The 26,162-nt window shown below is 73.2% G+C and carries 24 protein-coding genes; 2 read left to right on the top strand and 22 right to left on the bottom strand.

The window, feature by feature from the left end; all coding sequences use genetic code 11:
- Window positions 1–31: 31 nt before the first annotated feature.
- Window positions 32–250 (top strand): RNA-binding S4 domain-containing protein, encoded by a 219-nt coding sequence (locus QRT05_RS11720; RefSeq protein ID WP_289447456.1) that lies wholly within the window; start codon window positions 32–34, stop codon window positions 248–250.
- Between the two features lie 12 nt (window positions 251–262).
- Here QRT05_RS11720 and QRT05_RS11725 read toward each other — a convergent pair whose 3' ends face one another.
- The 3 genes from QRT05_RS11725 to dnaE are packed head-to-tail and all read right to left on the bottom strand — an operon-like array spanning window position 263 to window position 4,717.
- A complete protein-coding gene (locus QRT05_RS11725) occupies window positions 263–766 on the bottom strand; it encodes an SRPBCC family protein (protein WP_289447457.1) in 504 nt (167 codons plus the stop codon).
- Window positions 763–1,116, bottom strand: coding sequence for an ArsR/SmtB family transcription factor (locus QRT05_RS11730; protein WP_326522650.1), 354 nt, complete (start codon window positions 1,114–1,116; stop codon window positions 763–765). The genes QRT05_RS11725 and QRT05_RS11730 overlap by 4 nt, the downstream gene beginning before the upstream one ends.
- A 46-nt stretch (window positions 1,117–1,162) precedes the next feature.
- Entirely contained in the window at window positions 1,163–4,717 is a 3,555-nt protein-coding gene (dnaE, locus tag QRT05_RS11735; protein ID WP_289447459.1) for a DNA polymerase III subunit alpha, read from the bottom strand.
- A gap of 262 nt (window positions 4,718–4,979) precedes the next feature.
- Here dnaE and QRT05_RS11740 point away from each other — a divergent pair, with 262 nt between their 5' ends.
- On the top strand, window positions 4,980–6,092 hold the full coding sequence (locus QRT05_RS11740) for a right-handed parallel beta-helix repeat-containing protein (protein ID WP_289447460.1): 1,113 nt from the start codon (window positions 4,980–4,982) through the stop codon (window positions 6,090–6,092).
- A gap of 16 nt (window positions 6,093–6,108) precedes the next feature.
- On the opposite strand, the gene QRT05_RS11745 is transcribed toward QRT05_RS11740, so the two are convergent.
- The 19 genes from QRT05_RS11745 to QRT05_RS11835 all read right to left on the bottom strand — a co-directional run bounded on the left by QRT05_RS11745 (window position 6,109) and on the right by QRT05_RS11835 (window position 26,118).
- Entirely contained in the window at window positions 6,109–6,588 is a 480-nt protein-coding gene (locus tag QRT05_RS11745; RefSeq protein ID WP_289447461.1) for a GNAT family N-acetyltransferase, read from the bottom strand.
- 9 nt (window positions 6,589–6,597) lie between these two features.
- Window positions 6,598–7,764, bottom strand: coding sequence for an acyltransferase family protein (locus QRT05_RS11750; protein ID WP_289447462.1), 1,167 nt, complete (start codon window positions 7,762–7,764; stop codon window positions 6,598–6,600).
- A gap of 119 nt (window positions 7,765–7,883) precedes the next feature.
- Window positions 7,884–8,819, bottom strand: coding sequence for an RluA family pseudouridine synthase (locus QRT05_RS11755; RefSeq protein ID WP_289447463.1), 936 nt, complete (start codon window positions 8,817–8,819; stop codon window positions 7,884–7,886).
- Window positions 8,812–9,441 carry a signal peptidase II gene (gene lspA, locus QRT05_RS11760; RefSeq protein ID WP_289447464.1) on the bottom strand — a complete coding sequence of 210 codons (630 nt, stop codon included), beginning with the start codon at window positions 9,439–9,441 and terminating at the stop codon, window positions 8,812–8,814. The genes QRT05_RS11755 and lspA overlap by 8 nt, the downstream gene beginning before the upstream one ends.
- 20 nt (window positions 9,442–9,461) lie before the next feature.
- Window positions 9,462–9,914: a TraR/DksA family transcriptional regulator gene (locus tag QRT05_RS11765; RefSeq protein WP_407650347.1), complete on the bottom strand. Its 453-nt coding sequence runs from the start codon at window positions 9,912–9,914 to the stop codon at window positions 9,462–9,464.
- 141 nt (window positions 9,915–10,055) lie between these two features.
- Window positions 10,056–10,748: a DivIVA domain-containing protein gene (locus QRT05_RS11770; RefSeq protein WP_289447465.1), complete on the bottom strand. Its 693-nt coding sequence runs from the start codon at window positions 10,746–10,748 to the stop codon at window positions 10,056–10,058.
- A 165-nt stretch (window positions 10,749–10,913) separates the two neighbouring features.
- Window positions 10,914–11,192 carry a YggT family protein gene (locus QRT05_RS11775; RefSeq protein ID WP_289447466.1) on the bottom strand — a complete coding sequence of 93 codons (279 nt, stop codon included), beginning with the start codon at window positions 11,190–11,192 and terminating at the stop codon, window positions 10,914–10,916.
- A 3-nt stretch (window positions 11,193–11,195) separates the two neighbouring features.
- Window positions 11,196–11,675 (bottom strand): cell division protein SepF, encoded by a 480-nt coding sequence (locus tag QRT05_RS11780; RefSeq protein ID WP_289447467.1) that lies wholly within the window; start codon window positions 11,673–11,675, stop codon window positions 11,196–11,198.
- Between the two features lie 155 nt (window positions 11,676–11,830).
- Window positions 11,831–12,553, bottom strand: a complete 723-nt coding sequence (pgeF, locus tag QRT05_RS11785) for a peptidoglycan editing factor PgeF (protein WP_289447468.1) — start codon at window positions 12,551–12,553, stop codon at window positions 11,831–11,833.
- 9 nt (window positions 12,554–12,562) lie between these two features.
- Entirely contained in the window at window positions 12,563–13,810 is a 1,248-nt protein-coding gene (gene ftsZ, locus QRT05_RS11790; RefSeq protein WP_289447469.1) for a cell division protein FtsZ, read from the bottom strand.
- A gap of 236 nt (window positions 13,811–14,046) precedes the next feature.
- Entirely contained in the window at window positions 14,047–14,955 is a 909-nt protein-coding gene (locus tag QRT05_RS11795; protein ID WP_289447470.1) for a cell division protein FtsQ/DivIB, read from the bottom strand.
- 98 nt (window positions 14,956–15,053) lie between these two features.
- Entirely contained in the window at window positions 15,054–16,487 is a 1,434-nt protein-coding gene (gene murC, locus QRT05_RS11800; RefSeq protein ID WP_289447471.1) for a UDP-N-acetylmuramate--L-alanine ligase, read from the bottom strand.
- Window positions 16,484–17,614, bottom strand: a complete 1,131-nt coding sequence (locus QRT05_RS11805) for a UDP-N-acetylglucosamine--N-acetylmuramyl-(pentapeptide) pyrophosphoryl-undecaprenol N-acetylglucosamine transferase (RefSeq protein WP_289447472.1) — start codon at window positions 17,612–17,614, stop codon at window positions 16,484–16,486. Before QRT05_RS11805 ends, murC begins: the two co-directional genes overlap by 4 nt.
- Entirely contained in the window at window positions 17,607–18,839 is a 1,233-nt protein-coding gene (gene ftsW / locus QRT05_RS11810) for a putative lipid II flippase FtsW (RefSeq protein WP_289447473.1), read from the bottom strand. Before ftsW ends, QRT05_RS11805 begins: the two co-directional genes overlap by 8 nt.
- Window positions 18,836–20,257: a UDP-N-acetylmuramoyl-L-alanine--D-glutamate ligase gene (murD, locus tag QRT05_RS11815; RefSeq protein ID WP_289447474.1), complete on the bottom strand. Its 1,422-nt coding sequence runs from the start codon at window positions 20,255–20,257 to the stop codon at window positions 18,836–18,838. The genes ftsW and murD overlap by 4 nt, the downstream gene beginning before the upstream one ends.
- Window positions 20,258–21,340 (bottom strand): phospho-N-acetylmuramoyl-pentapeptide-transferase, encoded by a 1,083-nt coding sequence (gene mraY / locus QRT05_RS11820; protein WP_289447475.1) that lies wholly within the window; start codon window positions 21,338–21,340, stop codon window positions 20,258–20,260. It abuts the gene before it with no gap.
- Window positions 21,337–22,776 (bottom strand): UDP-N-acetylmuramoyl-tripeptide--D-alanyl-D-alanine ligase, encoded by a 1,440-nt coding sequence (locus QRT05_RS11825; RefSeq protein ID WP_289447476.1) that lies wholly within the window; start codon window positions 22,774–22,776, stop codon window positions 21,337–21,339. Before QRT05_RS11825 ends, mraY begins: the two co-directional genes overlap by 4 nt.
- Window positions 22,773–24,359, bottom strand: a complete 1,587-nt coding sequence (locus QRT05_RS11830) for a UDP-N-acetylmuramoyl-L-alanyl-D-glutamate--2,6-diaminopimelate ligase (protein ID WP_289447477.1) — start codon at window positions 24,357–24,359, stop codon at window positions 22,773–22,775. The genes QRT05_RS11825 and QRT05_RS11830 overlap by 4 nt, the downstream gene beginning before the upstream one ends.
- 61 nt (window positions 24,360–24,420) lie before the next feature.
- Window positions 24,421–26,118: a peptidoglycan D,D-transpeptidase FtsI family protein gene (locus QRT05_RS11835; RefSeq protein ID WP_289447478.1), complete on the bottom strand. Its 1,698-nt coding sequence runs from the start codon at window positions 26,116–26,118 to the stop codon at window positions 24,421–24,423.
- Window positions 26,119–26,162 lie beyond the last annotated feature (44 nt).

The raw sequence follows: 26,162 nt of genomic DNA on the forward strand, positions 1-26,162 counted from the left end.
CGGCGGCCCGGATGGCGGGCAGACTGTGCGCATGATCACCGTGCCCATCGCCGACGACTCGATCCGCCTCGGCCAGTTCCTCAAGCTCGCCAACCTCGCCGAGAGCGGGGCCAACGCGCGCGAGCTCCTGGAGGACGGCGCGGTGACGGTGAACGGCGAGCCGGAGGCGCGTCGGGGGCGGCAGCTGCGCCGCGGTGACGAGGTCACGCTCGACCTGCCGACGGGCGCTGTGCGGGTGGTCGTCGGCTGATCGCGGCCCTCGTCAGGCCTCGCCGCGGTAGTGCGGCAGGACGGCCTCGAACGCGTCCTGCCACGAGCGCACCGGCGCGTCCGCCACGTGGTCCTCGAGCTGGTCGAGGCTCGCGTGCCATCCGGCGAGGTAGCCGCGGGCGGCCGCGACCTCGAGCTCGCGGTGCACCAGGACCAGGATCGCGCCGGCGCCGTCCGGGCGCACCGACACCTCGACGCGCGTGACCAGCTCGGCGGGGAACAGCCACGACACCGCGAAGCTGCGCGGGGGGTCGCACTCCAGGACCTCGCCGGTGGCGTTCTCGTCGGCACCGGGGACGTCGTCTCCCATCCGCAGCTCGTAGCGCCCGCCGACCTCGAGGTCGCCGTACACCGGGCCGAGCCATCGGGCGATCCGCTCCGGCTCGGTCACCGCCGCCCACAGGTCGTCCGCGCTCGTGGCGTAACGCCTCTCGAACGTCACGCTGGTGCCGCCGGGCGACGTGCTCAGCACGCCCCACGCATCCGGTGCGGTCATCGGTGTCCTCCGTCCGTCCTGGGCTCGGGGCGGTCCACGTCCTGTCGCCGGCCCCGAGCGATCTCGGTCTCGAGCGCGTCGAGGCGCGACGCCCAGAACCGGCGGACGTCGTCCACCCAGCCCGCGATGTCGTCGAGCGGCTCCGGCCGCACCGTGTAGAGCCGGACCGGGCCTCGGGCCTGCGCCTCGACCAGTCCCGACTCGCGCAGCACCCGCAGGTGCCGTGACGTCGCCGGCTGGCTGATGCCGAACTCGGCTCCGACCGCGGCCGCGAGGTCACCCGCGGGCCGCTGCCCGTCGGCGAGGAGCTCCACCAGGCGTCGCCTGACCGGGTCTCCGAGCGCGTCCATCGGGTGCATGGTTCATGTTTGCACCGAGGGTTATATAACGCAAGCGTTAATTTGACAGGCAGCTCGGACCGAGCAGTGCCTTGAGGTCCCCGAACAGCGAGGGCGACCTCTCCACCCGCAGGCCGTCGTCCAGTCGCATGACCGTCGACCGCCCGGGCTGGGTGAGCCTGAGGTGCACCTCGGTGATGCCCGGATGCGTCGCGAGCACCTCGCGCAGCCGCTCGACCAGCGGCGGCGTGCACCGGGCCACGGCGAGGGACACCACGACCGGCGCGTCGGCCGTGACCGACACGTCCGGGAGCGAGACCTCCATGGCCTGCAGCTGCATGGTCTCGTCGCGGCGGCGCACCCGCCCCCGGATCACGACCACGGCGTCCTCGGCCAGGACGGTGGAGTAGGCCAGGTAGGTCTCGCCGAAGAACATGATCTCGACGGCGCCCTCCATGTCCTCGATGGTCACCGCGGCCCACGGGTTGCCCTGCTTCGACATCTTGCGCTGCAGCGACGTGATGAGGCCCGCGACCACCACCGTGGAGCCGTCGGGCCTCTGCTCGTCGGCCATGAGCGCGGCGATCGAGACGTCGGCCGCGGCCGCGAGCACGTGCTCGATCCCCGACAGCGGGTGGTCCGAGACGTAGAGCCCGAGCATCTCGCGCTCGAACGCCAGGCGCTGCTTCTTGTCCCAGTCCGGCAGGTCCGGGATGGCGACCGCGAAGCCGGGGTCGTCGTCGCCGCCGAAGACGTCGGCGAACAGGTCGAACTGTCCCTCCGCCTCCTTGCGCTTGACGCCGATGACCGCGTCGACCGCCTGCTCGTGGACCAGCAGCAGAGCCCGCCGCGGGTGGCCGAGCGAGTCGAACGCCCCGGCCTTGATGAGCGACTCGATGGTCCGCTTGTTGCAGACGACGGCCGGCACCTTGTCCAGGAAGTCGGTGAAGGACGTGAACTCGCCCTTCTCCTCGCGGGTGCGCACGATCGCGTCCACGACGTTCGCGCCGACGTTGCGCACGGCCGTCAGCCCGAACCGGATGTCGACGCCGACGGCCGTGAAGTTGGCCGCCGAGGAGTTCACGTCCGGCGGGAGCACGGTGATGCCCATGCGCCGGGCCTCCCCCAGGTACAGCGCCGACTTGTCCTTGTCGTCGCGCACCGAGGTGAGCAGGGCGGCCATGTACTCCGTGGGGTAGTTGGCCTTGAGGTAGGCGGTCCAGTACGAGATGACGCCGTACGCCGCCGAGTGCGCCTTGTTGAACGCGTAGTCGGAGAACGGCAGCAGGATGTCCCACAGCGTCTGCACCGCGGCCATCGAGAAGCCGCGCTCGACCATGCCGTTCGAGAAGCCCTCGAACTGCTTGTCCAGCTCGGACTTCTTCTTCTTGCCCATGGCGCGCCGCAGGATGTCGGCCTGTCCGAGGGAGTAGCCGGCGACGCGCTGCGCGATCGCCATGACCTGCTCCTGGTAGACGATCAGCCCGTACGTGGTGCCCAGGATGTCGGCGAGGGGCTCCTCGAGCTCCGGGTGGATGGGCGTGACCTGCTGGGCGCCCGTCTTGCGCAGGGCGTAGTTGGTGTGCGAGTTCGCGCCCATCGGGCCCGGGCGGTACAGCGCGCCGACGGCCGAGATGTCCTCGAAGTTGTCCGGGCGCATGAGCCGCAGGAGCGAGCGCATGCCGCCGCCGTCGAGCTGGAAGACGCCGAGCGTGTCGCCGCGCCCCAGGAGCTCGTACGTGGGCCGGTCGTCGAGCGCGAGGTCCTCCAGGACCACCGGCTCCTTGCCGTTCATGACGATGTTCTCGAGCGCGTCGTCGAGGATCGTGAGGTTGCGCAGCCCGAGGAAGTCCATCTTGATCAGGCCGAGGCCCTCGGACGTCGGGTAGTCGAACTGCGTGATGACCGCACCGTCCTGCGGGCGGCGCATGATCGGGATGATGTCGATGAGCGGGTCGCTCGACATGATGACGCCCGCGGCGTGCACGCCCCACTGGCGCTTCAGCCCCTCGATGCCCTTGGCGAGCTCGACGACGCGCTGCGCGTCCGGGTCCGTGGCGTGGACCTGGCGGAACTCCTCCGCCTCCGAGTACCTCTTGTCCGACGGGTCGAAGATGCCCGTGAGCGAGATGTCCTTGCCCATGATGGCGGGGGGCATCGCCTTGGTGAGCTTCTCCCCCATCGCGAACGGCATGCCCAGCAGGCGGGCCGAGTCCTTGAGCGCCTGCTTGGCCTTGATGGTGCCGTAGGTGACGATCTGCGCGACGCGGTCCTCGCCGTACTTCTCCGTGACGTACCGGATGACCTCGCCGCGACGGCGCTCGTCGAAGTCGACGTCGAAGTCGGGCATCGAGACGCGGTCGGGGTTGAGGAACCGCTCGAAGATCAGGCCGTGCTGCAGCGGGTCAAGGTCGGTGATGCGCATGGCGTACGCGGCCATCGAGCCGGCACCCGAGCCACGCCCGGGCCCCACGCGGATCCCGTTGTCCTTGGCCCAGTTGATGAAGTCGGCGACCACGAGGAAGTACCCCGGGAAGCCCATCTTCGTGATGACCTCGGTCTCGAACTCCGCCTGCTTGCGCACGTCGTCCGGGATGCCGTCGGGGTACCGCACGTGCAGGCCGGTCTCGACCTCCTTGACGAACCAGCTGGTCTCGTCCTCGCCCGGCGGCACCGGGTAGTTCGGCATGTAGTTCGCCGAGGTGTTGAACGTGACCTCGCACTGCTCGGCGATGCGCAGCGTGTTGTCGCACGCCTCGGGCAGCTCGGCCCAGACGCGCCGCATCTCCTCGGCGGACTTGACGTAGTAGCCCGACCCCTCGAACGCGAACCGGTTGCCGCCCTGCTCGTAGCTCGGCTCGGTGAGCGCGGACCCGGAGTTGATCGCGAGCAGCGCCTCCTGCGACGGCGCGTCCTCCTCGCGGACGTAGTGCAGGTCGTTGGTCGCCACGACGGGCGCGCCGATCGTCTCGGCGAGCCGCAGCAGGTCCTTGATGACCCGCGTCTCGATGTCGAGCCCGTGGTCCATGAGCTCGACGTAGTAGAAGTCCTTGCCGAACAGGTCCTGCAGCTCGCCCGCGGCTCGCACGGCCTCGTCCCACTGACCGAGCCGGAGGCGGGTCTGCACCTCGCCCGACGGGCAGCCCGTGGTCGCGATGAGGCCCTTGCCGTACCGCTCGAGCAGGTCTCGGTCCATGCGCGGCCACTTGCCCATCTGGCCCTCGAGCGAGGCGAGCGACGACGCGCGCATGAGGTTGTGCAGGCCCTCGTTGTTGCGCGCCAGGAGCGTCATGTGGGTGTAGGAGCCGCGCGCGGAGACGTCGTCCTTCTCCTGACCCTGCTCGCCGAACCGCACGCGGGTCTGGTCGAACCGGCTGGTGCCCGGCGTCACGTACGCCTCGACGCCGATGATCGGCTTGATGCCCGCGGCGGTGGCCTTGGACCAGAAGTCGAACGCACCGAACAGGTAGCCGTGGTCGGTGGTCGCGATGGCCGTCTGGCCGAGCCTGTCGACCTCGGCGAACAGGTCTCCGAGGCGGGCGGCGCCGTCCAGCATCGAGTACTCGGTGTGGACGTGGAGGTGGACGAAGTCGGAACCCCCAGCAGCAGCCATGCGGGCGATCCTACGTCGCCCGTCCGACACTCCTCGGCGCGTCGCCGACGGTGTCGACGCCCGACCGCATCACGTTTTCACCCGGGTGCAACCACCACGTTCCGGTTGTATCGGACAGACCGCGCCCGCACGCTGTCCGGGCGGGCGGACGTCGCCCCGCATCCGTGCCGAAGGGGGCAGCCTGCATGCGTGACCGCGCCCAGGACCGCTGCCCGACGACGAAGCCCGAGCACCCCACCCCCGACCGTTCTGGGAGCGATCCGTGCGCCTGAGATCCGCGCTGTCCAGCTCCGCCGTCACCGCCCTCGTGGCGGGTGTCCTCACGGCGACGTCGCTCCTGGTCGCCGCGCCCGCGGGTGCGGCGACCGGGCCGGCGTGCGGTGACGTCCTGACCGTGGACAGCGTGCTGCGAGCCGACCTTGAGTGCGAGGACGACGCGCTGCGGCTCGCCCCGGGCGTGGACCTCGACCTGGGTGGCCACACCATCGAGGCGACCGGGCAGTTCGGCACGGCGATCTGGGTCGCGAGCGCGGGCGATACGCAGATCCGGCGCGGCGCCGTGCGTGGGTTCGCGACGGGCGTGGCGATCTACGGGGTCGACGGCCGGCCCGGGGGGTCGCTGCGCATCGACCGCGTCAGGTTCGCCAGCAACATCGACGGCGTCGACGCCTCCGGTCAGCCGGGCACGGGCGCCTACGGCAAGCCCACGACCGTGACGCGCTCGGTGTTCGTCGACAACGGCCGCACCGGCATCAACGCCGTGCAGGGCCGTCCGTTGACCGTCGAGCGCTCGGTGTTCACCGCGAACCAGACCGGCGTCTTCGTCGGCGACGGGCAGGCGGCGGTCACCGCGTCGCACTTCGAGCGCAACGACGCCGCCCTCGCGCTCACGCAGACGCGCGGAACCGTCGAGCGCTCGACCTTCGTCGACAACCCCCGCGCCGTCGTGACGCGTCGGGAGGCCTCGCTCACCGTCACGGGCAGCACCTTCGTGGGCTCCGACGTCGCCGTCGACGCGGAGGCCGCCGAGGCGGCGGTGTCGCGGTCCAGGTTCCTCGCGAACGCCACCGCGGTCGTCGTCGGCGGCGCGGGCGGGTCCGTGACCGACAGCACGTTCCGCTGGAACGGCACGACGATCCGGCTCGCCGAGACCCCGTGGGCGCCCACGCTCATCCGGGGGAACACGTTCACGCGCAACGGCCACGGGCTGTGGCTCGAGGAGGCGGACGCCTCGGTGAGCATCGGCGACAACGAGGCACGGCGCAACGAGGGGTGGGGCATCCGCGCGCCCGGCGCCACCGACCTGGGCGGCGACGTCGCGCAGGGCAACGGCAACGACCCGCAGTGCGTGGGCGTCTCGTGCGCACGGCGCTAGGAGGCCCGCAGCGCCGTCAGGCGGGCGACGCGACCACCTTCACGGCGTCGCGGTGCCAGATGCCCTCGTCGAGGTAGCGCTCGGGGCGCGCGACGTAGCCGAGGCGGGCGTAGAACCCGAGCGCCTGCTCCTGGGCGCTGAGCTCGACGGCGACGGTGCGCCTGCCGGCGACCTCGGTGCCGAAGCGGGCCAGCGCCTCCGCCTCGAGGTGGCGCATGAGCGCGGCGCCCACACCCAGGCCCCGCGCCGACCTGCTGACGGCGACCCGGCCGATGTGGGCGGCCTCACCCGCGTGGTGGGGCGCCAGCAGGCGTGCCGTGCCGAGCGGCACCCCGTCGTCGCCGACCGCGAGCACGTGCACGGTGCTCGGGTCGTCGTCGAGCACGTCGATCTCCCGCTCGGGGTCCACCTGCTGCTCCTCGACGAAGACCGTCATGCGGATCGCCGTCATCGCGGCCCGCTGCTCGTCGGTCTGGACGCGGAGCACGCTCGTCATGCGCCGATCCTAGGCGGCGGCCGGCGCCCCTCGTCCCGGGTGCCCGTCGTCCGGTCCCCTCCCGGCACGCCGGAGCTCGGCCTCCACGCGGCGCCGCAGGCGCGGCGACCACGGTCGCTCGACCCACCGGTGCACCGCGAAGGCCATCGCGAGGGACACGCCCACGGCGACGGCGAGGGCGACGACGGCCGGCACGGCCTCGCGCACGTGCGCGACGACCCAGAACGCCCAGTACTGATGCAGCAGGTACAGCGGGTACGTCAGGGCCCCCAGCCCGGTGAGCGCGGCCCACCGCACCCTGCGCAGCGGCGTGAGCACGGCGAGGGCGACCAGCGCGAAGCAGATGGCGACCGCGAGGACGCCGCCCATCTCCCCGGGCCGCACCTGCGTGTGCCGCGTCATCGACGCCGACGTCGCCTGGCCCACGACGGTCGCGGCGAGGACGAGGTTGAGCGCGACCCCTCCCCACGCGACCAGCGCCCGGCGGTCGCGGGACACCAGGTACAGCGCCATCCCGCCGGCGAAGTAGGGCGCCTGCTCGGCGACGAGCACCGTGGCGCCGATGCCGAAGTCCTCGCGCAGGCACAGGTAGGCGAGCGCGGGCCAGGCGTAGACGACGAGGTAGAGCCGCTGCGCGGTCATGCCCACCGCGAGCAGCACCGCGACCAGCACGTAGAACCGCAGCTCGGCCCACAGCGTCCAGTACACGCCGTCCACCTGCCCCGCGCCGAAGGCGGACTGCAGCATGGTGAGGTTCGCGAGCACGCGGCTGGTGCCGATCGCCTTGCCCTCGGGCCACAGGACCACGAGGAGCACACCGGTGGCGATTACCGCCACCCAGTAGGCGGGGAACAGCCGGCCGACGCGCGACGCGACGAACGCCGGCACGTCCCGCGCCGAGGCGGACATGAGGATGACGAACCCGCTGATGACGAAGAAGAGCGGCACCCCGAACACCCCGTAGGCGGTGAACCGGTGCAGGGTCGGGAAGTGCTCGGTGGCCGGCTGGCCCCACGCGAGCGAGCCGAACGCGGTGAGGTGGTAGGCGACCACGGCCGCCGCGGCCACGAACCGCAGCGCGTCGAGGACCGCGTACCGGGGTCGCGACGGCGACGAGCGGGGGGTCGCCGTCGCCGGCTCGAGCACCGAGCCGGTCAGCTGCGCGGTGGCTGGCACCTCGGCACGCTATCCACGCGGCCCGGCGCGAGGCCGACCAGCCGGTGAACGCGGGACGAACGGACGCGCACGCGTAGCGGAGGAGCGGTCAGCGGGTCTGCGCCGGCCGGTCCCCGGCGTCAGCGGTAGCCGGCGGACACGACCTCGAGCGCGGACACCAGGTCGGCCGGGTACTCGCTGGTGACCTCGAGCCACTCGCCGGTGGTGGGGTGCTCGAACCCGAGCCGCTTGGCGTGCAGCCACTGCCGCGTCAGGCCCACGCGCGCGGCCAGCGACGGGTCGGCGCCGTAGGTGAGGTCGCCGACGCACGGGTGCCGCGTCGCGGAGAAGTGCACGCGGATCTGGTGCGTGCGACCCGTCTCCAGGTGCACCTCGACCAGCGACGCGGCCGGGAACATCTCCAGCACCTCGTAGTGGGTCACCGAGGGCTTGCCGTCGGCGACGACCGCGAACTTCCAGTCCGAGCTGGGATGCCGGCCGATGGGCGCGTCGATCGTGCCCGTCGTCGGCTCGGGGTGGCCCTGCACCAGCGCGTGGTAGACCTTCTCGACCGTCCGCTCTTTGAACGCGCGCTTGAGCACCGTGTAGGCGTGCTCGCTCTTCGCCACGACCATCAGGCCGCTCGTGCCGGCATCGAGGCGGTGCACGATGCCCTGGCGCTCGGCCGACCCCGACGTCGAGATGCGGTAGCCCACGGCGGCGAGGGCCCCGACGACGGTCGGACCGGTCCAGCCCGGCGACGGGTGCGCCGCGACACCGACGGGCTTGTCGACCACGACGAGGTCGTCGTCGTCGTAGACCACGACCATGCCCGGCACCGGCTCCGCGACGACCTCGAGCGCGACCGGCACGACGTCGGGGATCTCGACCTCGAGCCACGCACCGGCGACCAGGCGGTCGGACTTGCCGACCTCGCGGCCGTCCACGTGCACGCCACCCGCGGCCGCGATCTCGGCCGCGCGCGTGCGGGACAGGCCCAGCAGGCGGGCCATCGCCGCGTCGACCCGCTCGCCCGCGAGGCCGTCCGGGACGGGCAGCGCGCGGGTCTCAGGCACCGGTCTGGGCCTCGTCCTCGGCGCGCACCGGGGTCCGGTCCGCCGTGGGCTCGGCCGGCGTGGCGCCGGTGGCCGGCTCGTCGGGCGTCCGGTCGGCGTCCTCGAGCTCCCGCGCGACGTCGCGCGTCCCGTCCAGGTGGATGCCCAGCACCACCGCGAGCACGATGAGCCCGGCGGCGACCACGATCGCGATGTCGGCCACGTTGCCCACGAAGTAGTCGGCGTAGGCGATGAAGTCGACGACGTGGCCGCGGGCGACCCCGGGCTCGCGCACCATCCGGTCGACGAGGTTGCCGAGCGCGCCGCCCAGCAGCAGGCCCAGCGCGACCGCCCACAGCGCGGAACCGATCCGGCGCGAGGCGCGCACGATCACGACGACGACCACGGCGGCGACGAGCGTCAGCAGCCAGGTCATCCCCGTCGCGATCGACAGCGCCGCCCCGGGGTTGAACACGAGCTGGAAGCCGAGCAGGTCGCCGACCAGGTCGGACCGCTCACCCGGGGTCAGCTCGCGCAGCGCCCACGCCTTGCTGAGCTGGTCGACGGCGAGCACGGCCACCGTCACGAGGGCGAGCGTCAGGATCAGGCGGCGACGGGTCGCCGTCGGCGTGGAGGAAGGCACCGCAGGAGTCTACGGGCGCCTCAGCGCCGCTCCTCCCGCTGCTTGCACGTGACGCAGAGCGTGGCGCGCGGGAACGCCTGGACGCGGGCCTTGCCGATGGCCTGGCCGCAGACCTCGCACGTGCCGAACGTGCCGGCCTGGATGCGGGCCAGCGCGCGCTGCGTCTGCCCCAGCATGTCGCGCGTGTTGTTCACGAGCGTGAGCTCCTGCTCGCGCTCGAGCGCCGACGAGCCGGAGTCGGCCTGGTCGTCGCCGGCGCCGTCTCCCGAGTTGCGCAGCAGATCGGAGAGCTCGGCGTCGGCGGCGGCGAGCTCCGCGGTCAGCCGGTCGATGTCCGCGGTCAGCTCGTCGGCGACGTCGCGCACGTCCTTGGCGGTCCACGGCTTCTCCCCGTCGCGGACGGGGAACGTGCGGACGAGCTTGGCGAGCTCCTTGGCGTCGGTCAGGTCGACGGTGCTGAGCGAGTCGTTGATGGCCACGACGGTGCCCCCTGTCTGTCGGGTCACGTGACTGTAGACGTGCGCGGATACGGACACAACACGCCACGCCGGGTGAAACCGGCGTGGCGTGCTGTTGCTGACCTGGGCGGACGCACCCAGGGGCGCGCCCGACGATCAGAGGTTGTGCGCGTCGGTTCCCGGCTGGGACTGACCGGAGCGCGGCGGAAGCGCGCTGCCCCGGTTGTCCAGGTCGCCGAGCAGGTTCTCGAGGTAGCTCTTCAGGCGCGTGCGGTAGTCGCGCTCGAAGACCCGCAGCTCGTCGATCTTGCGCTCCAGGAGCGAGCGCTCCTGCTCAAGCTGGCCGAGCGTGCGCTGCGACGTCTCCTCGGCCTCGCGCACGATGCGGTTCGCCTGGTTCTTGGCGTCCGCGACGAGCCGCTCGGACTCCTCCTGCCCGCTGCGCACGTAGTCGTCGTGCAGCTTCTGGGCGAGCGCGAGCATGCCGGTGGCCGACTCGGGCTCGTTCGCCCGCTGCGGCGCCACGGGAGCGGCGACCGGCGCGGGAGCCGCGATGGGAGCAGCGACCACGGGGGCCGGTGCCGCGACGGGCTCGGGCGTGGGCTCGGCGACGGGCTCGGGCTTGGCGGCCGGGGCAGCCTGCTGCGCGCCCGCCCGGCTCAGCTCGGCGATCCGGCGCTCGGCCGCGGCCAGCTTGGTCTTCAGGTCCTCGTTCTCGCCCTGGAGGTCGCGCAGCGTGTTGACGACCTCGTCGAGGAAGTCGTCGACCTCGTCCTGGTCGTAGCCCTCGCGGAACTTGGTCGCCTGGAACTTCTTGTTCAGCACCTCGTCTGCGGTCAGCAGCGCCATCGTGTCACCTCTGTCGGTCGAGCTCATCAGGCCGGGGCAGTCACCGACCACCTCGGCTCACCGTAGCGGACATTGCCTGCGCAGCACGTCCTCGCGGGGACGTTGGTGGGCGCGTCTTCCGGCACGGTGAGACACCGGGACGCCACCGTGGGCTGCACGTGATCACTAGGAGAGCAGCGACAGCCCCACGCTGCAGCCGAGGAAGAGCACGAGGAAAGCCAGGTCGAGCGAGATCGCCCCGATCCGCAGCGGCGGGATGACCCGTCGCAGGAGCCGCAACGGCGGATCGGTGACCGTGTACGTCGCCTCGGCGATCACGAGCGCCACCCCCGTGGGCCGCCAGGAGCGGGCGAAGACCATCACCCAGTCGAGGACGAGGCGCACCAGCAGGACGATGAAGAACAGCAGCAGGACGAGGTACGCGACGTCCTTGACGATCGACACGCGTCAGCTCTGGTTGAAGAACCCGGCACGCGTCGCCGGCTCGGCCGCGGGGCCCTCGCCCGCCACCTCGACGTGCGACGGCGAGAGCAGGAACACCTTGGCCGTGACCCGCTCGATCGCCCCGTGGAGGCCGAAGATGAGGCCCGCCGAGAAGTCGACGAGCCGCTTGGCGTCCGCGTCGTCCATGTCGGTGAGGTTCATGATCACCGGCGTGCCCTCGCGGAACGCCTCGCCGATCTTGCGGGCGTCGTTGTACGAGCGCGGGTGGATCGTGGTGATGCGGCGCAGCTCGCCCGCGGCGTGGGACTCGTGCTGCGGCGTGGCGCTCACGCGCGTCGGTCGCAGCGGCGTGACCTGGGCCTCGTACTCGTGGTGCTCCACAGGTGCCTCTCCCCCGTCGTACTCGTCGAGGTACTCCTCGGTCTCGCCGCGGTCGTCGGCCAGTCCGAGGTACAGCATCGTCTTGCGCAGTGCTCCGGCCATGGCCCTCGCCCCTCCCCCGGACAGCTCCGGCGTGTCTTCTCGTCTCGCGTCGTCCGGACCCTGGATCACGCCGGGTCCGTCTCTTTCGCCACGCTAGCAACGGGCCGCGTGGACTCCGGCCCGCGACACGCCCGCCAGCGGTACCGGCTGCCGACTCACGGCAAGGGGCGGACGACCCCGGCGAAGCGGCCCGTGACGCCGTCCCGCCGGTAGGAGTAGTAGTCCGGCACGGTGAAGGTGTCGGCCGCGGCGCGCAGGACGGAGCGGACGCCCTCGCGCCGCAGCACCGCGATGACGCCGGCGGGGAGGTCGAGTGCCGGGGTGCCCCAGGACGTCGAGGCGGACGTCTCGGGCACGAGTGCCGTCACGGCGTCGCGCATCGGCGCGGGCACCTCGTACGAGGCGCCGGCGATGCTGGGCCCGAGGGCCGCCGCGACCCGCTCGCGCCGGGCGCCGGCGCGCACCATCGCGTCGAGCGCGGCCTGCAGCACGCCCGCCACGAGACCCGGGCGCCCCGCGTGGACTGCCGCCACGACACCCGCCTCGTCGTCGGCGAGCAGCACGGGCACGCAGTCGGCGACCACGACGGCCACGGCCACGTCCGGGCTGGTCGACACCACGGCGTCGGCCTCGCCCACCGAGCCACCGGGGACCGCGTCGAGCACGACGACTCCCCGGCCGTGCACCTGGCGGGGGAACACCAGGGCGGCGCCCGCCCAGTCGGCGACCAGCGCGCGGTTCGCGTCCACCGCCTGGGGCTCGTCGCCCACGTGGTCGCCCAGGTTCAGCCCGGTGTAGGCGCCCGCGCTGACGCCTCCTCGCCGGGAGGTGAACCCGGCGCGCACGCGCGCGCCGAGCGTCACCTCGTCGACCAGCACGGACTCAGGTCACTTCAGGAAGTCGGGCACGTCCAGCTCGTCGCGCTCGCGATCACGCCGGGGCGCGTCCTCCGAGAAGATCCGCGGCACCTCGAGCGCCCCCGTGATCGGCACCGGCTCGGCCTCGGTGGACAGGAACGCCGGGACGTCGGGCTGCTGCACCGGGACGCTGGCCGGCGCAGCCGCCGGGACCGGCGCCGTGAGGTCGTCGGTGCGGCCACCGAGCCGCGGCGCGGGCACCTGCGCCGGCGGGAGCACGGGCGCGCCGCTGACCTGACCGAGCGCGCGGGAGTCGCGGCGGACGGACGGCGTGCCGCCGTCGAACCCGGCCGCGATCACGGTGACCCGCACCTCGTCGCCGAGCGCGTCGTCGATGACCGCGCCGAAGATGATGTTGGCCTCGGGGTGGGCGGCCTCCTGCACCAGGCGGGCGGCCTCGTTGATCTCGAACAACCCCAGGTCGGAGCCGCCCTGGATCGAGAGCAGCACGCCGTGCGCGCCGTCGATGCTGGCCTCGAGCAGCGGCGAGGAGATCGCCATCTCGGCGGCCTGCACGGCGCGGTCCTCGCCGCGCGCGAAGCCGATGCCCATGAGCGCGGAGCCCGCGCCCTGCATGACCGACTTCACGTCGGCGAAGTCGAGGTTGATCAGGCCCGGCGTCGTGATGAGGTCCGTGATGCCCTGCACACCGGACAGCAGCACCTGGTCGGCGGAGTGGAAGGCGGACAGCACCGACACCGAGCGGTCCGAGATCTGCAGCAGGCGGTCGTTCGGGATGACGATGAGCGTGTCGACCTCGGCACGCAGCGCGTCGATGCCCGCGTCGGCCTGGACGGAGCGACGTCGGCCCTCGAACGTGAACGGACGCGTCACCACACCGATGGTCAGGGCCCCGAGCGAGCGGGCGATGCGCGCGACCACCGGGGCGCCGCCGGTGCCCGTGCCGCCGCCCTCACCCGCGGTCACGAAGACCATGTCGGCGCCCCGCAGGACGTCCTCGATCTCCTCCGCGTGGTCCTCGGCGGCCTTCTTGCCGACCTCGGGGTCGGCGCCAGCGCCCAGCCCGCGGGTCAGCTCGCGGCCGACGTCGAGCTTGACGTCCGCGTCGGACATGAGCAGGGCCTGGGCGTCGGTGTTGACGGCGATGAACTCGACACCCTTGAGCCCGACCTCGATCATGCGGTTCACGGCGTTGACGCCGCCGCCGCCGATGCCGACGACCTTGATGACCGCCAGGTAGTTCTGCGGAGCTGCCACGGTGGGTGCCTCTCGTTCTCGCTTGCCGGCCGCGGGTCTACCGCGGTTCCCCGGGGCCGACACGCCGGCTCCGGCATTCAACCTTCACCCTCAGGTTGAGGGTTATAGTTATGTCAGGTGTGCTGTCAGTGCGTGACGCTAGGTGGCCGCCCCCGCTCGATCAACGACCGCGCCGCGCGTGTCGGCGACTGGTGCGACGAGTTCGTCCGGCGAACGTGACCGACGCGCACGAGCCGTCAGCGCGTGACCGGCAGCTCGGGCGCCGACACGTCGACGACCTTGGCGTCCTTGCCCGGCTTCGACTCCAGGATGGTGCTCAGCACCGCGATCTTCAGCGGCGTCCGTGCGGCGCTGCCCCAGTGCACCTTCACGCCGTCGCGCAGCGTCATGGTCACCGTGTCCTGCGTCTGCGCCGCCACGGTCCGCACGTCCTTGAGCAGGTCGTCGGGCAGCTGCTCGAGCACCGCGAGCACCGCGCCGAGCGTGCGCTTCTCCCCCACCGGCACGTCCACGACCGGCAGGCCCTTGGGTGCCTTGTCGACGCGGCCCACCTGCACGCCGTCCATGTCGAGCAGGGCGAACCGCGCCTCGTCGGGCACGGCGGCCACGGGCTCGCGCGCCACCAGGGTGACCGAGACGCCGTGCGGCCAGTCCCGCATCACGCGGGCCTCGCGGACCCCCGGGACGTCGAGGATCTCGTCGCGCATCGTCACGGTGTCGAGGCGCGGGAGCGGCACCCCGGCGCGCGCGTCGACCACCGCCTCGACCTTCTCGACCGCCACCACCGACCCGGCACCCGCCACCGTCACCTGCTCGGTGTCGAGCGCCAGCACGGGCGAGAAGAACAGCAACCACCCGAGCCCCAGCACCGCGGCCAGGCCGCCGACCACCAGCACGATCTGCCGGCGAGCCAGCGTGCGGCGCGCCCGGGCACGCTCGGCGAACCGCGCGAGCGACGTCGACGAGACGACCGGCGCCTCGGCGCTCGACCCGGACAGGCGGCGGCCCGACGCGGAGTAGGTCGAGACGTTGCGCTGCGGTCCGGTGACCGGGGCCGGCGCTGCGGCCGTCGCGATGGGACCTGTCGAGGGTCGATCAGCCTCGGCCGCACGGGCCCGGGGCGTCGGAGCCGTGGGCCTGTCCACAACGGGGCGCGACGGCGTCGCATCGGCCGCCTTCGCGCGCGACGCCGCGGGACGCGCGGGGGGCCGCGGCACGACGGGACGAGCAGGGCGCGACGGGCTCACGGCGCGTCCTGACCGGCCCGGTCGAGCTCGTCGGCCCGGCCGCGCGCGGCGAGGGTCTGGAGCACGACCTCCCCCAGCGCCGTGACGTCCCCCGCGCCGATGGTGAGCACCAGGTCTCCGGGACGCGCCGCCGCCGCGGCGGCGCGCGCCGCGTCGAGCCGGTCAGGCACGAAGGTCGCCTTGCCGGGCGTCGGTACGCGCTCGGCCACGAGCGCTCCCGTCACGGCGGGGTCCGGGTCCTCCCGCGCCGCGTACACGTCGGTCACGACGACGACGTCGGCGAGGTCGAAGGCCACCCCGAACTCGTCGGCGAATGTCCGGGTGCGCGAGTAGAGGTGCGGCTGGAACAGGGCGACCACGCGCCCGTCACCCACCACAGAGCGCGCCGCGCGCAGCAGCGCCGTGACCTCGGTGGGATGGTGCGCGTAGTCGTCGACCACCCGCACGCCGTCGACCGTCCCGCGATCCTCGAAGCGCCGCCCCGTGCTGCGGAACGCGCCGAGACCGGCGGCGGCCGCCGCGGGGTCGATGCCGAGCCGCACGCAGGCGGCCCACGCCCCGGCAGCGTTGAGCAGGTTGTGCGCGCCGGGCACGGCGAGCTCGATCCGCGCCGAGGCACCGAGCCCCGTCACCTGGCCCGACCAGCCATCGCCGTCGACGAGCCGGATGTCGGCGTCCGCCGCGCGCCCGTACGTGACGGTCCGGATCCCGCGCTCCGCCAGCTCCAGGCGCGCTGAGGCGGCGAGCCGTGCGGCGCCCTCGTCGTCCGCGCACGCGATCAGCGTGCCGCCCGACCGGACGCGCCCGGCGAATGCGACGAACGCCTGCTCGAACGCCTCGCGCGAGCCGTAGTGGTCGAGGTGGTCGGGCTCCACGTTGGTCACGAGGGCCACGAGCGGCTCGTAGGCGAGGAACGACCCGTCCGACTCGTCGGCCTCGGCCACGAACGCCGCACCGGAGCCGTCGCGCGCCCCGCCCAGCGGGCCGTCGTCGGAGAGCACCGTGCCGCCGATCGCGAACGACGGATCGGCACCCGCAGCGAGCAACGCGACGGCGACCATCGCGCTCGTCGTCGTCTTGCCGTGCGCGCCGGCGACCGCGACCGCGTCGCGGTCGGCCATGAGGGCGGCGAGCGCCTCGGAGCGGTGCAGCACGGGCAGGCCCCGCTCCCGCGCGCGAGCGAGCTCGGGGTTCGACTCGCGCACCGCGGAGGAGATCACGAGCGTGTCGGCGTCGTCCACGAGCGAGGCGTCGTGCCCCACGTGCACGGCCACGCCGGCGGCACGCAGCGCGGGCAGCGCGGGACCGTCGGCGGCGTCCGAGCCGCTGACCGTCAGGCCGCGCGACGCGAGGAGCGTGGCGACGGCCGACATGCCGGCACCGCCCACGCCCACCAGGTGCACGCGACCGAGCGCGTCGAGGGCGCTCATGCGCGCCACTGGGCCTCGACGAGCGCGGCGACCCCGCCCGCCGCGTCGGGGACGCCCACGCTCGCCGCGGCAGCGCCCATGCGCGCGCGCGTCTCGGCGGCCTCGGGGCCGACGAGCAGCACGGGCAGGTGCGCGCGGATCCACGCCGCATCCAGCTGGGCGTCGTCGACCAGGATGCCGCCGCCCGCGCCGACCACGCCCTCGGCGTTGAGCCGCTGCTCGCCGTTGCCGATCGGCAGCGGCACGTACACCGCCGGGATGCCGAGCGCGGCCAGCTCGAACACGGTGCCGGCGCCCGAGCGCGCGAGCACCACGTCGGCCGCCGCGAGCGCGAGGTGCATGTCGGTGAGGTACTCGCGCACCACGTAGCGCTCCGCGCCGGGCACGCCCTCGAGCGCGGCGTGCACGGGGGCCGCCTTGCCGAGGCCCGTGAGGTGCAGCACCTGCACGCCCGCCGCCAGCAGCTCGGGGGCCGCGCCCGCGACGGCCGTGTTCACGCTGACCGCGCCGCTGGAGCCGCCCGTGACGAGCAGGGTCGGCAGCGCGGGGTCGAGCCCGAGCGCCGCCGCGCCGGCCCGCCGCGAGGCCTCGGCGTCGGCCGCACGGTCCGCCACGAGCTCGGCGATCGACGCGCGCAGGGGCAGCCCGGTCACCTGGGCACCCCTGAGGGAGGTGCCCGCGAACGTGACGGCGACCGCCGCGGCCCACCGTGACCCCAGCCGGTTGGCCAGGCCCGGGCGAGCGTTCTGCTCGTGGATGACCACAGGGATGCCGCGCTTGCGCGCCGCGAGGTACGCCGGGGTCGAGACGTAGCCGCCGAAACCGACGACCACGCGCGCGCCGGTGTCGTCGATCGCCGCGCCGGCGGCGGCCACCGCCGCTCGCAGGCGGCCCGGGAGGCGGAAGATGTCGACCGACGGCCGGCGCGGCAGCGGCACACGCGGCACGTGCGCGAGCGGCAGACCATGCTCCGGCACGAGCCGCGCCTCGAGGCCCTCGGCGGTGCCGAGCACGGTCAGCACCGCGTCGGGGTGCCGGCGGCGCAGCTCGTCGGCCACGGCGAGCAAGGGGTTGACGTGCCCCGCCGTGCCGCCGCCGGCCAGCAGGACGGACAGCGGGTCAGCCACGGGCCCGCCCGATCACGGCGAGGGAGCTGCGCACCACGCTGGGGCGTGCCGCGAGCGCCTGGGCGGCACCCGGCTCCGAGCGGGCGAAGGAGATGACGATGCCGAGGGCCGCCATGGTCATGATGAGAGCCGAACCTCCGGCGGAGACGAGCGGGAGCGGGACACCGATGACGGGCGCGAGCCCGATCACCACCGCGATGTTGATGAGGGCCTGCCCGATGATCCAGCACAGGATCGCGCCCGTCGTGATCTGCACGAACGGGTCGGGGTGCCGGCGGATCACGCGGATCATCGCGAACGCCAGCAGCCCGAAGAGCGTGAGCACGATGAGCGTGCCGACGAGCCCCAGCTCCTCGCCGATGATCGCGAAGATGAAGTCGTTGTGCGCGGCCGGCAGGTAGGACCACTTCTCGCGGCTCTGCCCGAGGCCGAGGCCACCGATGCCGCCCGTCGCCAGGCCCCAGCCGCCGTGCAGCGTCTGGTAGCACTCGTCGGTGCTGCAGCTGGCGGGGTCCAGCCAGGTCCCGATGCGGCCCATGCGGTTGGTGCTGCCCAGCGCAAGCGCGACGGCGGCTCCCACGCCGGCCAGCCCCGCGACCGCGAACATGCGCATCGGCACGCCGGCCACGAAGAGCGCGCCGAACACGAGCACGATCATGACCATCGCGGTGCCGAGGTCGTGCCCCAGCAGCACGAGGAAGATCGCGCCGGACGCCGCGAGCACGGCGGGCACGAAGACGTGCTGCCACTGGTCGAGCAGCGCCTGCTTGCGCGTGAGCACCACCCCGAGCCAGATGGCCAGCGCCAGCTTGAGCGCCTCGGACGGCTGGGCGGAGAACGAGCCCACGTAGATCCAGCCCCGGTTGCCGCCCGCGGACGCGCCGAGCGGGCTGAAGACCAGCAGCTGGAAGATCACGCCGACGAGCAGCGCCGGCCAGGCCACCGCCTTGTAGAAGCGCAGCGGCAGCCGCGTGGCCAGCAGCAGGATCGGCAGCCCCATCACGGCGTACTTGGCCTGGTCGAAGAACACCGCGTAGGGCGAGTTGCCGTCGGCGAGCGACTCCGCGCTCGAGCTCGACAGCACCATGACGAGCCCGATCACGAGCAGCAGCGCGGTCGCGCCGGCGAGCACGTAGTAGCTGGTGACCGCGCTGTTCCACTGGCCGAGCAGCGACCGCTTGGCCGCAGGGGCTGTGACCTCCTCGCGCGGGGTGGTCGCCGTCATCCGAGCGCCCGCACCGCGGCAGTGAACTCGCTCCCCCGCGCTGCGTACGACGCGAACTGGTCCATCGAGGCGCACGCGGGCGCCAGCAGGACGGTCGGGGCGGTGGTTCCCGCCGGGCGCGCGGCGAGGCGGGCGGCCTCCTGCACGGCGCGGGTCATCACCGAACCAGTCTCACCGGGCTCGACCTCGACCACCGGGACATCCGGGGCGTGTCGGGCGAGCGCGTCGCGCAACGGCTCGCGATCGACGCCGATCAGCACGACGGCCCGCAGCCGGTCGCGGCGCGTGCGGACGAGGTCGTCGAAGCGGGCGCCCTTGGCGAGCCCGCCGGCGATCCAGACCACCGAGCCGGCCTCGAACGCCCCGAGCGACGCGGCCGCGGCGTGCGCGTTGGTGGCCTTCGAGTCGTCGACCCACGCCACCCCGTCGCGCACCGCGACGGTCTCGATGCGGTGCGCCGACGGCCCGAACGAGCGCAGCCCGTCGCGCACCGCGGACGGCTCGATGCCGTGGGCGAGGGCGAGCGCGGCCGCGGCCAGCGCGTCGGCAACGACGTGCCGCGGCACGGTCCCGTCCGGCCCGGCGAGCTGGGCGAGGTCGTCGAGCGTGCCGAGCTCCGCCGCGTGCGTGTGCCTCAGCCGGGCGAACCCGCGGTCGACGAGCACGTCCTCGACCAGACCCACCTGCCCCACCAGCGGCGTGCCGGTGGTGAAGCCCACGGCGACGGCGCCGTCCACCACGTCGGCCTGCTGCACGAGGTCCTGCGTGCGGCGGTCGGCGACGTTGTAGATGCAGGCCACCTGCGCGCGCTCGTAGATGCGCCCCTTCGCGGCGGCGTACTGCTCCAGGTCCCCGTGCCAGTCGAGGTGGTCGGCCGCGATGTTGAGCACCGCGGCGGCCTGCGCCGACATGCTGTGCGTGAAGTGCAGCTGGAAGCTGGACAGCTCGACCGCGAGCACGTCGTAGGACGGGTCGGTCGCCGCCAGCACCACGGGCGTGCCGACGTTGCCCACGGCCGCGGACGTGCGCCCGCCCGCGCGCAGGATCGCGTCGAGCATGCCGACCGTCGTCGTCTTGCCGTTGGTCCCCGTGATGGCGAGCCACGGTGCGGGGCCGTCGGGCCGCGTCGCGCGCAGCCGCCACGCGAGCTCCACCTCCGACCACACGGGCAGCCCGCGCTCGAGCGCGGCGGCCACGAGCGGATGGTGCGGCGCCAGGCCCGGCGAGGCGACCACCAGGTCGGCGCGGTCCAGGCCCGTCCCGGCCAGGTACTCGGCCGACGAGATGACGTCGCCCGCGGCGTCGTCCACCGGCACCACGCGCGCCCCGGCGGAGGCGAGCACGTCGGCGGCCGCCCGTCCGGAGACCCCCAGGCCGGCGACGACGACGCGCGCGCCGTCCAGGTCCTGCGCGCCCACCTAGCCGGACACCCACTCGGCGTAGAAGATCCCGATGCCGAGCGCCACGAAGAGCCCGGCGATGATCCAGAACCGGATCACGATCGTGACCTCGCCCCAGCCCTGCAGCTCGAAGTGGTGGTGCAGCGGCGCCATCTTGAACACGCGCCGGCCGGTCATCTTGAAGAAGCCGATCTGGATGACGTCCGAGAGCACCTCGAGGACGAACAGACCGCCGATGATCGCCGCGAGGATCTCGACGCGGGCCAGGATCGACAGCCCGGCGAGCGCACCGCCGAGGGCCAGCGATCCCGTGTCGCCCATGAAGATCTTGGCCGGGCTCGCGTTCCACCACAGGAAGCCGAAGCAGGCACCGGTGATCGAGGCGGCCACGACGGCGAGCGCGAGCGGGTCACGCGCCTCGTAGCAGCTGGGCCCCGCGGTGGACAGGAACTGGCACGACTGGTTGAACTGCCACACGCCGACCACCACGAAGGAGCCGAAGACGATGAGCGACGTCCCCGTGGCGAGCCCGTCGAGCCCGTCGGTGAGGTTGACGGCGTTGGACCAGGCGGTGATGAGGAAGTTGGCCCAGACCACGAACAGGATCAGGCCGACGGTGACGCCGGCGAACGCCAGGTCGATGTTGGTGTCGCGGATGAACGAGATCCGCGTGGACGCCGGCGTCCGGAACTGCTCGTTGGGGAACTGCAGCGCGGCCACGGCGAAGATGACCCCGACGAGGCCCTGCCCCACGAACTTCCAGCGCGCCTCGAGGCCGAGGCTGCGCTGGCGGGAGATCTTGATGTAGTCGTCGAGGAACCCCACCAGCCCGAGGCCGGTCATGAGGAACAGCACGAGAACCTCGGACGCGCTCGGCTCGGTCCCGGTGACGAGCAGCGCGCCGCACCAGCCGATCAGCGTCGCGGCGATGATGACGACGCCGCCCATGGTGGGCGTGCCGCGCTTGGTGAAGTGGGCGGTGGGCCCGTCCTGCCGGATGAACTGGCCGTACTGCTTGCGGACCAGGAACCGGATGAACAGCGGCGTGCCGAGCAGCGCCACCAGCATGGCGAGGCCGCCGGCGATCAGGACGGCCTTCACGCGCCGTCACCGCCCTCGACCAGCACGTCCCCCAGCTGCCAGAGCCCGGCGCCGTAGGACGACTTCACGAGCACGACGTCGCCCGGGCGCAGCTCGTGCTCCAGGAGCAGCCGCGCGTTCTCGATGTCGTCGACCAGCACGACCTCGTCGCCCCAGCTGCCCTCGCGGTTCGCGCCGTCGCGGATGGCGCGCGCGCCCTCCCCGACCACGACCGTCAGGCCGATGTTGAGCCGCACCACGAGCGTACCGAGCGCGTCGTGCGCCTCGCGGGACTCGTCGCCGAGCTCGAGCATCTCCCCGAGCACCGCGATGGAGCGCCGGTCGCGGCCGGCGACCACGGCGAGCGCCTTGAGCGCGGCGCGCATCGAGTCGGGGTTGGCGTTGTAGGAGTCGTCGATGACCGTGACGCCGTCGGCGCGGTCGACGACGTGCATGCGGTGCGGGCTGAGCGCGTCCGCAGCCGTCAGGCCGGCGGCGACGTCGTCGAGGCTCAGGCCCACGGCCAGGGCGGCGGCCGCGGCCGCCAGCGCGTTGTGCACGTGGTGCTCCCCCACCAGGCGCAGCTCGACGCGCGCGCGGGCGTCCGCCGCGACGAGCGTGAAGCGCGCGCGGCCCGCACGGTCCAGCACCACGTCGACGGCGCGCACGTCGCTCGTGGGCGCGGCGCCGAACATCACCACCTCGCCCGGAGCGAGCGGTGCCATGGCCGAGACGCGCAGGTCGTCCGCGTTGAGCACCGCGACCCCGTCGGGCACGAGCCCCGCCACGATCTCCGACTTGGCGCGCGCGACGGCGTCGATCCCCCCGAACCCGCCCAGGTGCGCCTGCCCCACGACGAGCACCACCGCGACGTCCAGCGGCGCGATGCGGGTGAGGTACTCGATGTGCCCCATCCCGCTCGCGCCCATCTCGAGCACCAGGTACTGCGTCGACTCGTCGGCGCGCAGCACCGTGAGCGGCAGACCGATCTCGTTGTTGAAGGACCGCACGGGTGCGATCGTCGGGCCCGCCGCGCCGCACAGCTGCGCCAGCAGGTCCTTCGTCGTCGTCTTGCCCACCGAGCCGGTGACGCCGACCACGCGCAGGCCCGAGCCGCCCGGTGCGTGCGCCGCCTCGCGCAGCCGCGCGAGCACGTCGCGCGCGAGGTCGCCCAGCGCGCGCTCGACGTCCTCGACGACGACACACGGCAGCTCCGAACCGTCCTCGGCGTGCACGGGACGGGCCGCGAGCACGAGCGCCGCGCCCGCGGCGACGGCCCGGGCGGCGTAGTCGTGGCCGTCGACGTGCTCACCGGGCAGCGCGACGAACAGCCCACCGGGCTCGACGTCGCGCGAGTCGGTGACCACCGACCCGCTCACCACGAGGGGCCCGGTGCCGGTCGCGCGCGCCTCGCCGCCGGTCGCGGCCGCGATCTCGGCCGCCGTCAGCGCGATCACGCGTGGCGCTCCGCTCGCTGCGCCCGGGCGGCGGACTCGGCGGCCTGCAGCACGGAACGGTCGTTGTAGCGGTGGAACACGCCGGCGATCTCCTGTGTCGGTTCGTGGCCCTTGCCCGTGATGATCACGGTGTCCGGCTCGTGAGCCAGCGCCAGGGCGTCGTGGATGGCCTGCGTGCGGCTGCTCGCCTCGTGCACGTCGGCCAGGTCCGGGCGGACCGCGCGGACGCCGTCAAGGATGGCGGACCGGATGGCTGCGGGCTCCTCGGAACGGGGGTTCTCGTCGGTGACGACGATCACGTCCGTGAGGCGCGCGGCGATCTCGCCCATCAGGGGCCGCTTGCCCTGGTCACGGTCCCCGTCGGAGCCGAACACCAGGATGAGCCGTCCCGGCGTGATGGGGCGGACCGCCTCGAGGGCGAGCACCAGCGCGTCGGGCGTGTGGGCGTAGTCGACGAGCGCGAGCGGGAAGCCGTCACCGCGCTCGATCACCCGCTCCATGCGGCCGGGGATGGCACCCGCACGGCCGACGGCGGCGATCGCGGCGTCGAGCGGCACACCCGCCGCGTGGGCGACCACCACGGCGAGCGCCGCGTTGGAGACGTTGACCAGCCCGGGCAGGGGGCTCGCCGCCTCGTGCAGGGCCCCGTCGGGCCCGCGCAGCGTGAACGTCGAGCCCACCCCGTCGAGCCCGATGTCGGCGGCGACCACCGCCCAGTCGGCGTCGGCGGACTCCGGCGCGCCCACGTGGGTCGCGACGGACTCGACCGGGATCTGCGCCTCGCGCGCGAGCCGCCTGCCCCACTCGTCGTCCACGACGACCACGCCGCGGCGACCCTGGCCGGGCGCGAACAAGCGGGACTTGTCGCGGAAGTAGCCCTCCATGTCGCCGTGGAAGTCGAGGTGGTCTCGCTGCAGGTTGGTGAACGCGACGACATCGAACTCGAGCCCGGCCACGCGGCCCAGGGCGAGCGCGTGCGACGAGACCTCCATGGCGACGGCGCCCGCGTCGCGCTCGAGCGCGAGCGCGAGGATCGCCTGCAGCACGGGCGCCTCGACCGTCGTGCGGGGGCTCTCGATCCCCTCGTCGCCGATGCGCAGCTCGACGGTCCCCATCACGGCCGTCACCGGGTGGGCGGCGCGCAGCGCGGCGTCCACGAAGTACGTGGTGGTCGTCTTGCCGTTGGTCCCCGTGACACCGACGGTCGTGAGCCTGTCGGCGGGCCGCGCGTGCACGGTGGCGGCGAGCGGGCCGGCGAGGGCGCGCGGGTCGTCGGACAGCAGCACGGGCACCGGAAGGTCGAGGGTCGCGGCACCGACCGCGTCGGTGACGACGGCGACGGCCCCCGCCTCGACGGCCTGGCGCGCGTACGTCGCTCCGTGCACCCGCAGGCCGGGGACGGCGACGAACACGTCGCCGGGCTCGACGTCGTTGCTGGCCACGGTCACGCCGGTCACTCTGACGCCGGCGAGGGAGGGGGTCACGGCCGCACCCGTCGAGGTGACCAGCGAGAACGCGTCGGCCAGAGCTGCCAGGTCGTGGTCCGCGGGATGCGCGGGACGCATCCGGGCGGGTGAGGTCATGGGGAGAATCTACCTCGCGGGGCACCCGCGGCCCGGCAGCCGGGCCGGGGCGTGCGCAGGGTCACCACGTGTTCGGGAAGCGCGAACCCTCGTCGCCGGAGGGTGCGACGCCGAGCTTGCCGAGGGTGTAGGACGCGACGTCCTTGAAGACCGGGGCCGCCACGGTACCGCCGTAGATGGAGCTCCTCGGGTTGTGCAGGAACACGCTGACGACGATCTTCGGGTCGTCGGCCGGGACCACGCCGATGAACGAGGACGTGATGCCCTGCTTGCCCTTGATCCAGTTCTGGGCCGTACCGGTCTTGCCCGCCACGCGGTAGCCCGGGATCGCGGCGAGCGGGGCCGTGCCGCCCTCGTCGTCGACGACGCTCTCGAGCATCTTCAGCACGGTGTCCGCGGTCTTGGCGCTGACCACCTTGGTGCTGCCCTTCGCCTTCTCGGGCGTGTAGGTCCCGTCCGGGGCCGTCCATCCGGCGATGATGTGCGGCTGCACGCGCACGCCGTGGTTCGCGATGGTCGCGAAGACCTCGGTGGCCTGCAGCGCGTTCACCGCCACCGCCTGGCCGAACAGGACGGCGTACTTGGATCGTCCCTCCTGGGGGGCGAAGAACCCGGCCGACTCCTGCGGCAGCTCGATCCCCGTCCGGGAGCCGAAGCCGAAGCGCTTCAGGTAGGCGTACCGCTGCGCGGTGGTGAGCTTCTCGCCGATCATCACCGTGCCGACGTTGGACGACTGCGCCAGGATGCCCGTCGTGGTCAGCTTGAGCGTCCCGTGCTCGTGCGAGTCGTGGAACAGCTGACCGTTCGGCGTCGTGTGCGTGTACGGCACCTCGAACTCGGAGGTGGGCGTCGTCAGCTTGTTCTCCAGCGCTGCCGCCATGGTGATGACCTTGCCGGTCGAGCCCGGCTCGAACACGTTGGAGACCGACGCGGCGAGCGAGCCCTTGGACTTGCCCGGCTCGTTCGGGTCGCGCGTGCCGGAGTCGGCTAGCGCAAGGATCTCGGAGCTGCCGACCTTCTGCACCACGACCGTGCCGGATGCGGCACCGGTCTGCTGGACCGCGTCGCGCAGCGCCGCCTCGGCCCGGAACTGGATGTCGGCGTCCACCGTGAGCCGCACCGAGCTGCCCGGCTTGGCCGGCGTGTCCTGGGAGTACCCGCCGGGGATCGCCTGCCCGCCGCGACCGCCCTCGTAGAGCTCCTCGCCCGGCGTCCCCTTGAGCTTGTCGTCGAGCGAGGCCTCGAGGCCCTCGAGGCCGGCACCGGCGGAGTTGACGAAGCCGATGAGGTTCCCCGCGACGGCGCCGTTCGGGTACACCCGGTCGGCCACGCGGTCCACGTTCACGCCGGGAAGCTGCAGCGCGCGGATCTCGCGGGCGACCTCCGGCAGCACGCCCTTCTGGATGTACTTGAAGCCCTTGCTACCCACCATCATGCCGCCGAGCTCCGGCTCGCTGACGCCGAGCATCGGCGCGAGCAGCGTCGCGACACCCTCGACGCCCGCGGGGACGTCGGCCGTCCCGCGGAACTGACCCAGCAGCTGCTGGTTGACCGAGATGTCGTACCGCTCGACGGACGTGGCCAGCGCCACGCCGTTGACGTCGGTGATCTGCCCGCGCGCACCCAGCAGGGCCACGGGGATGAGCCGCTTCTCGCGCGCCTGCTGCGCGGTGGCGGGCCCGTCGATCACCTGGACCCACACCAGGCGGGCCGCGAAGACGGCGAGGACGGCGACGATCGCGATCGCCAGGAAGGTCATGCGTCCCCGGGAGCCCGAGCGCGGCTGGGGCGCCGGGCGCCCGG

It is taken from the genome of Cellulomonas edaphi (assembly GCF_030362815.1).
In the GTDB taxonomy this organism is placed as follows: domain Bacteria; phylum Actinomycetota; class Actinomycetes; order Actinomycetales; family Cellulomonadaceae; genus Cellulomonas; species Cellulomonas edaphi.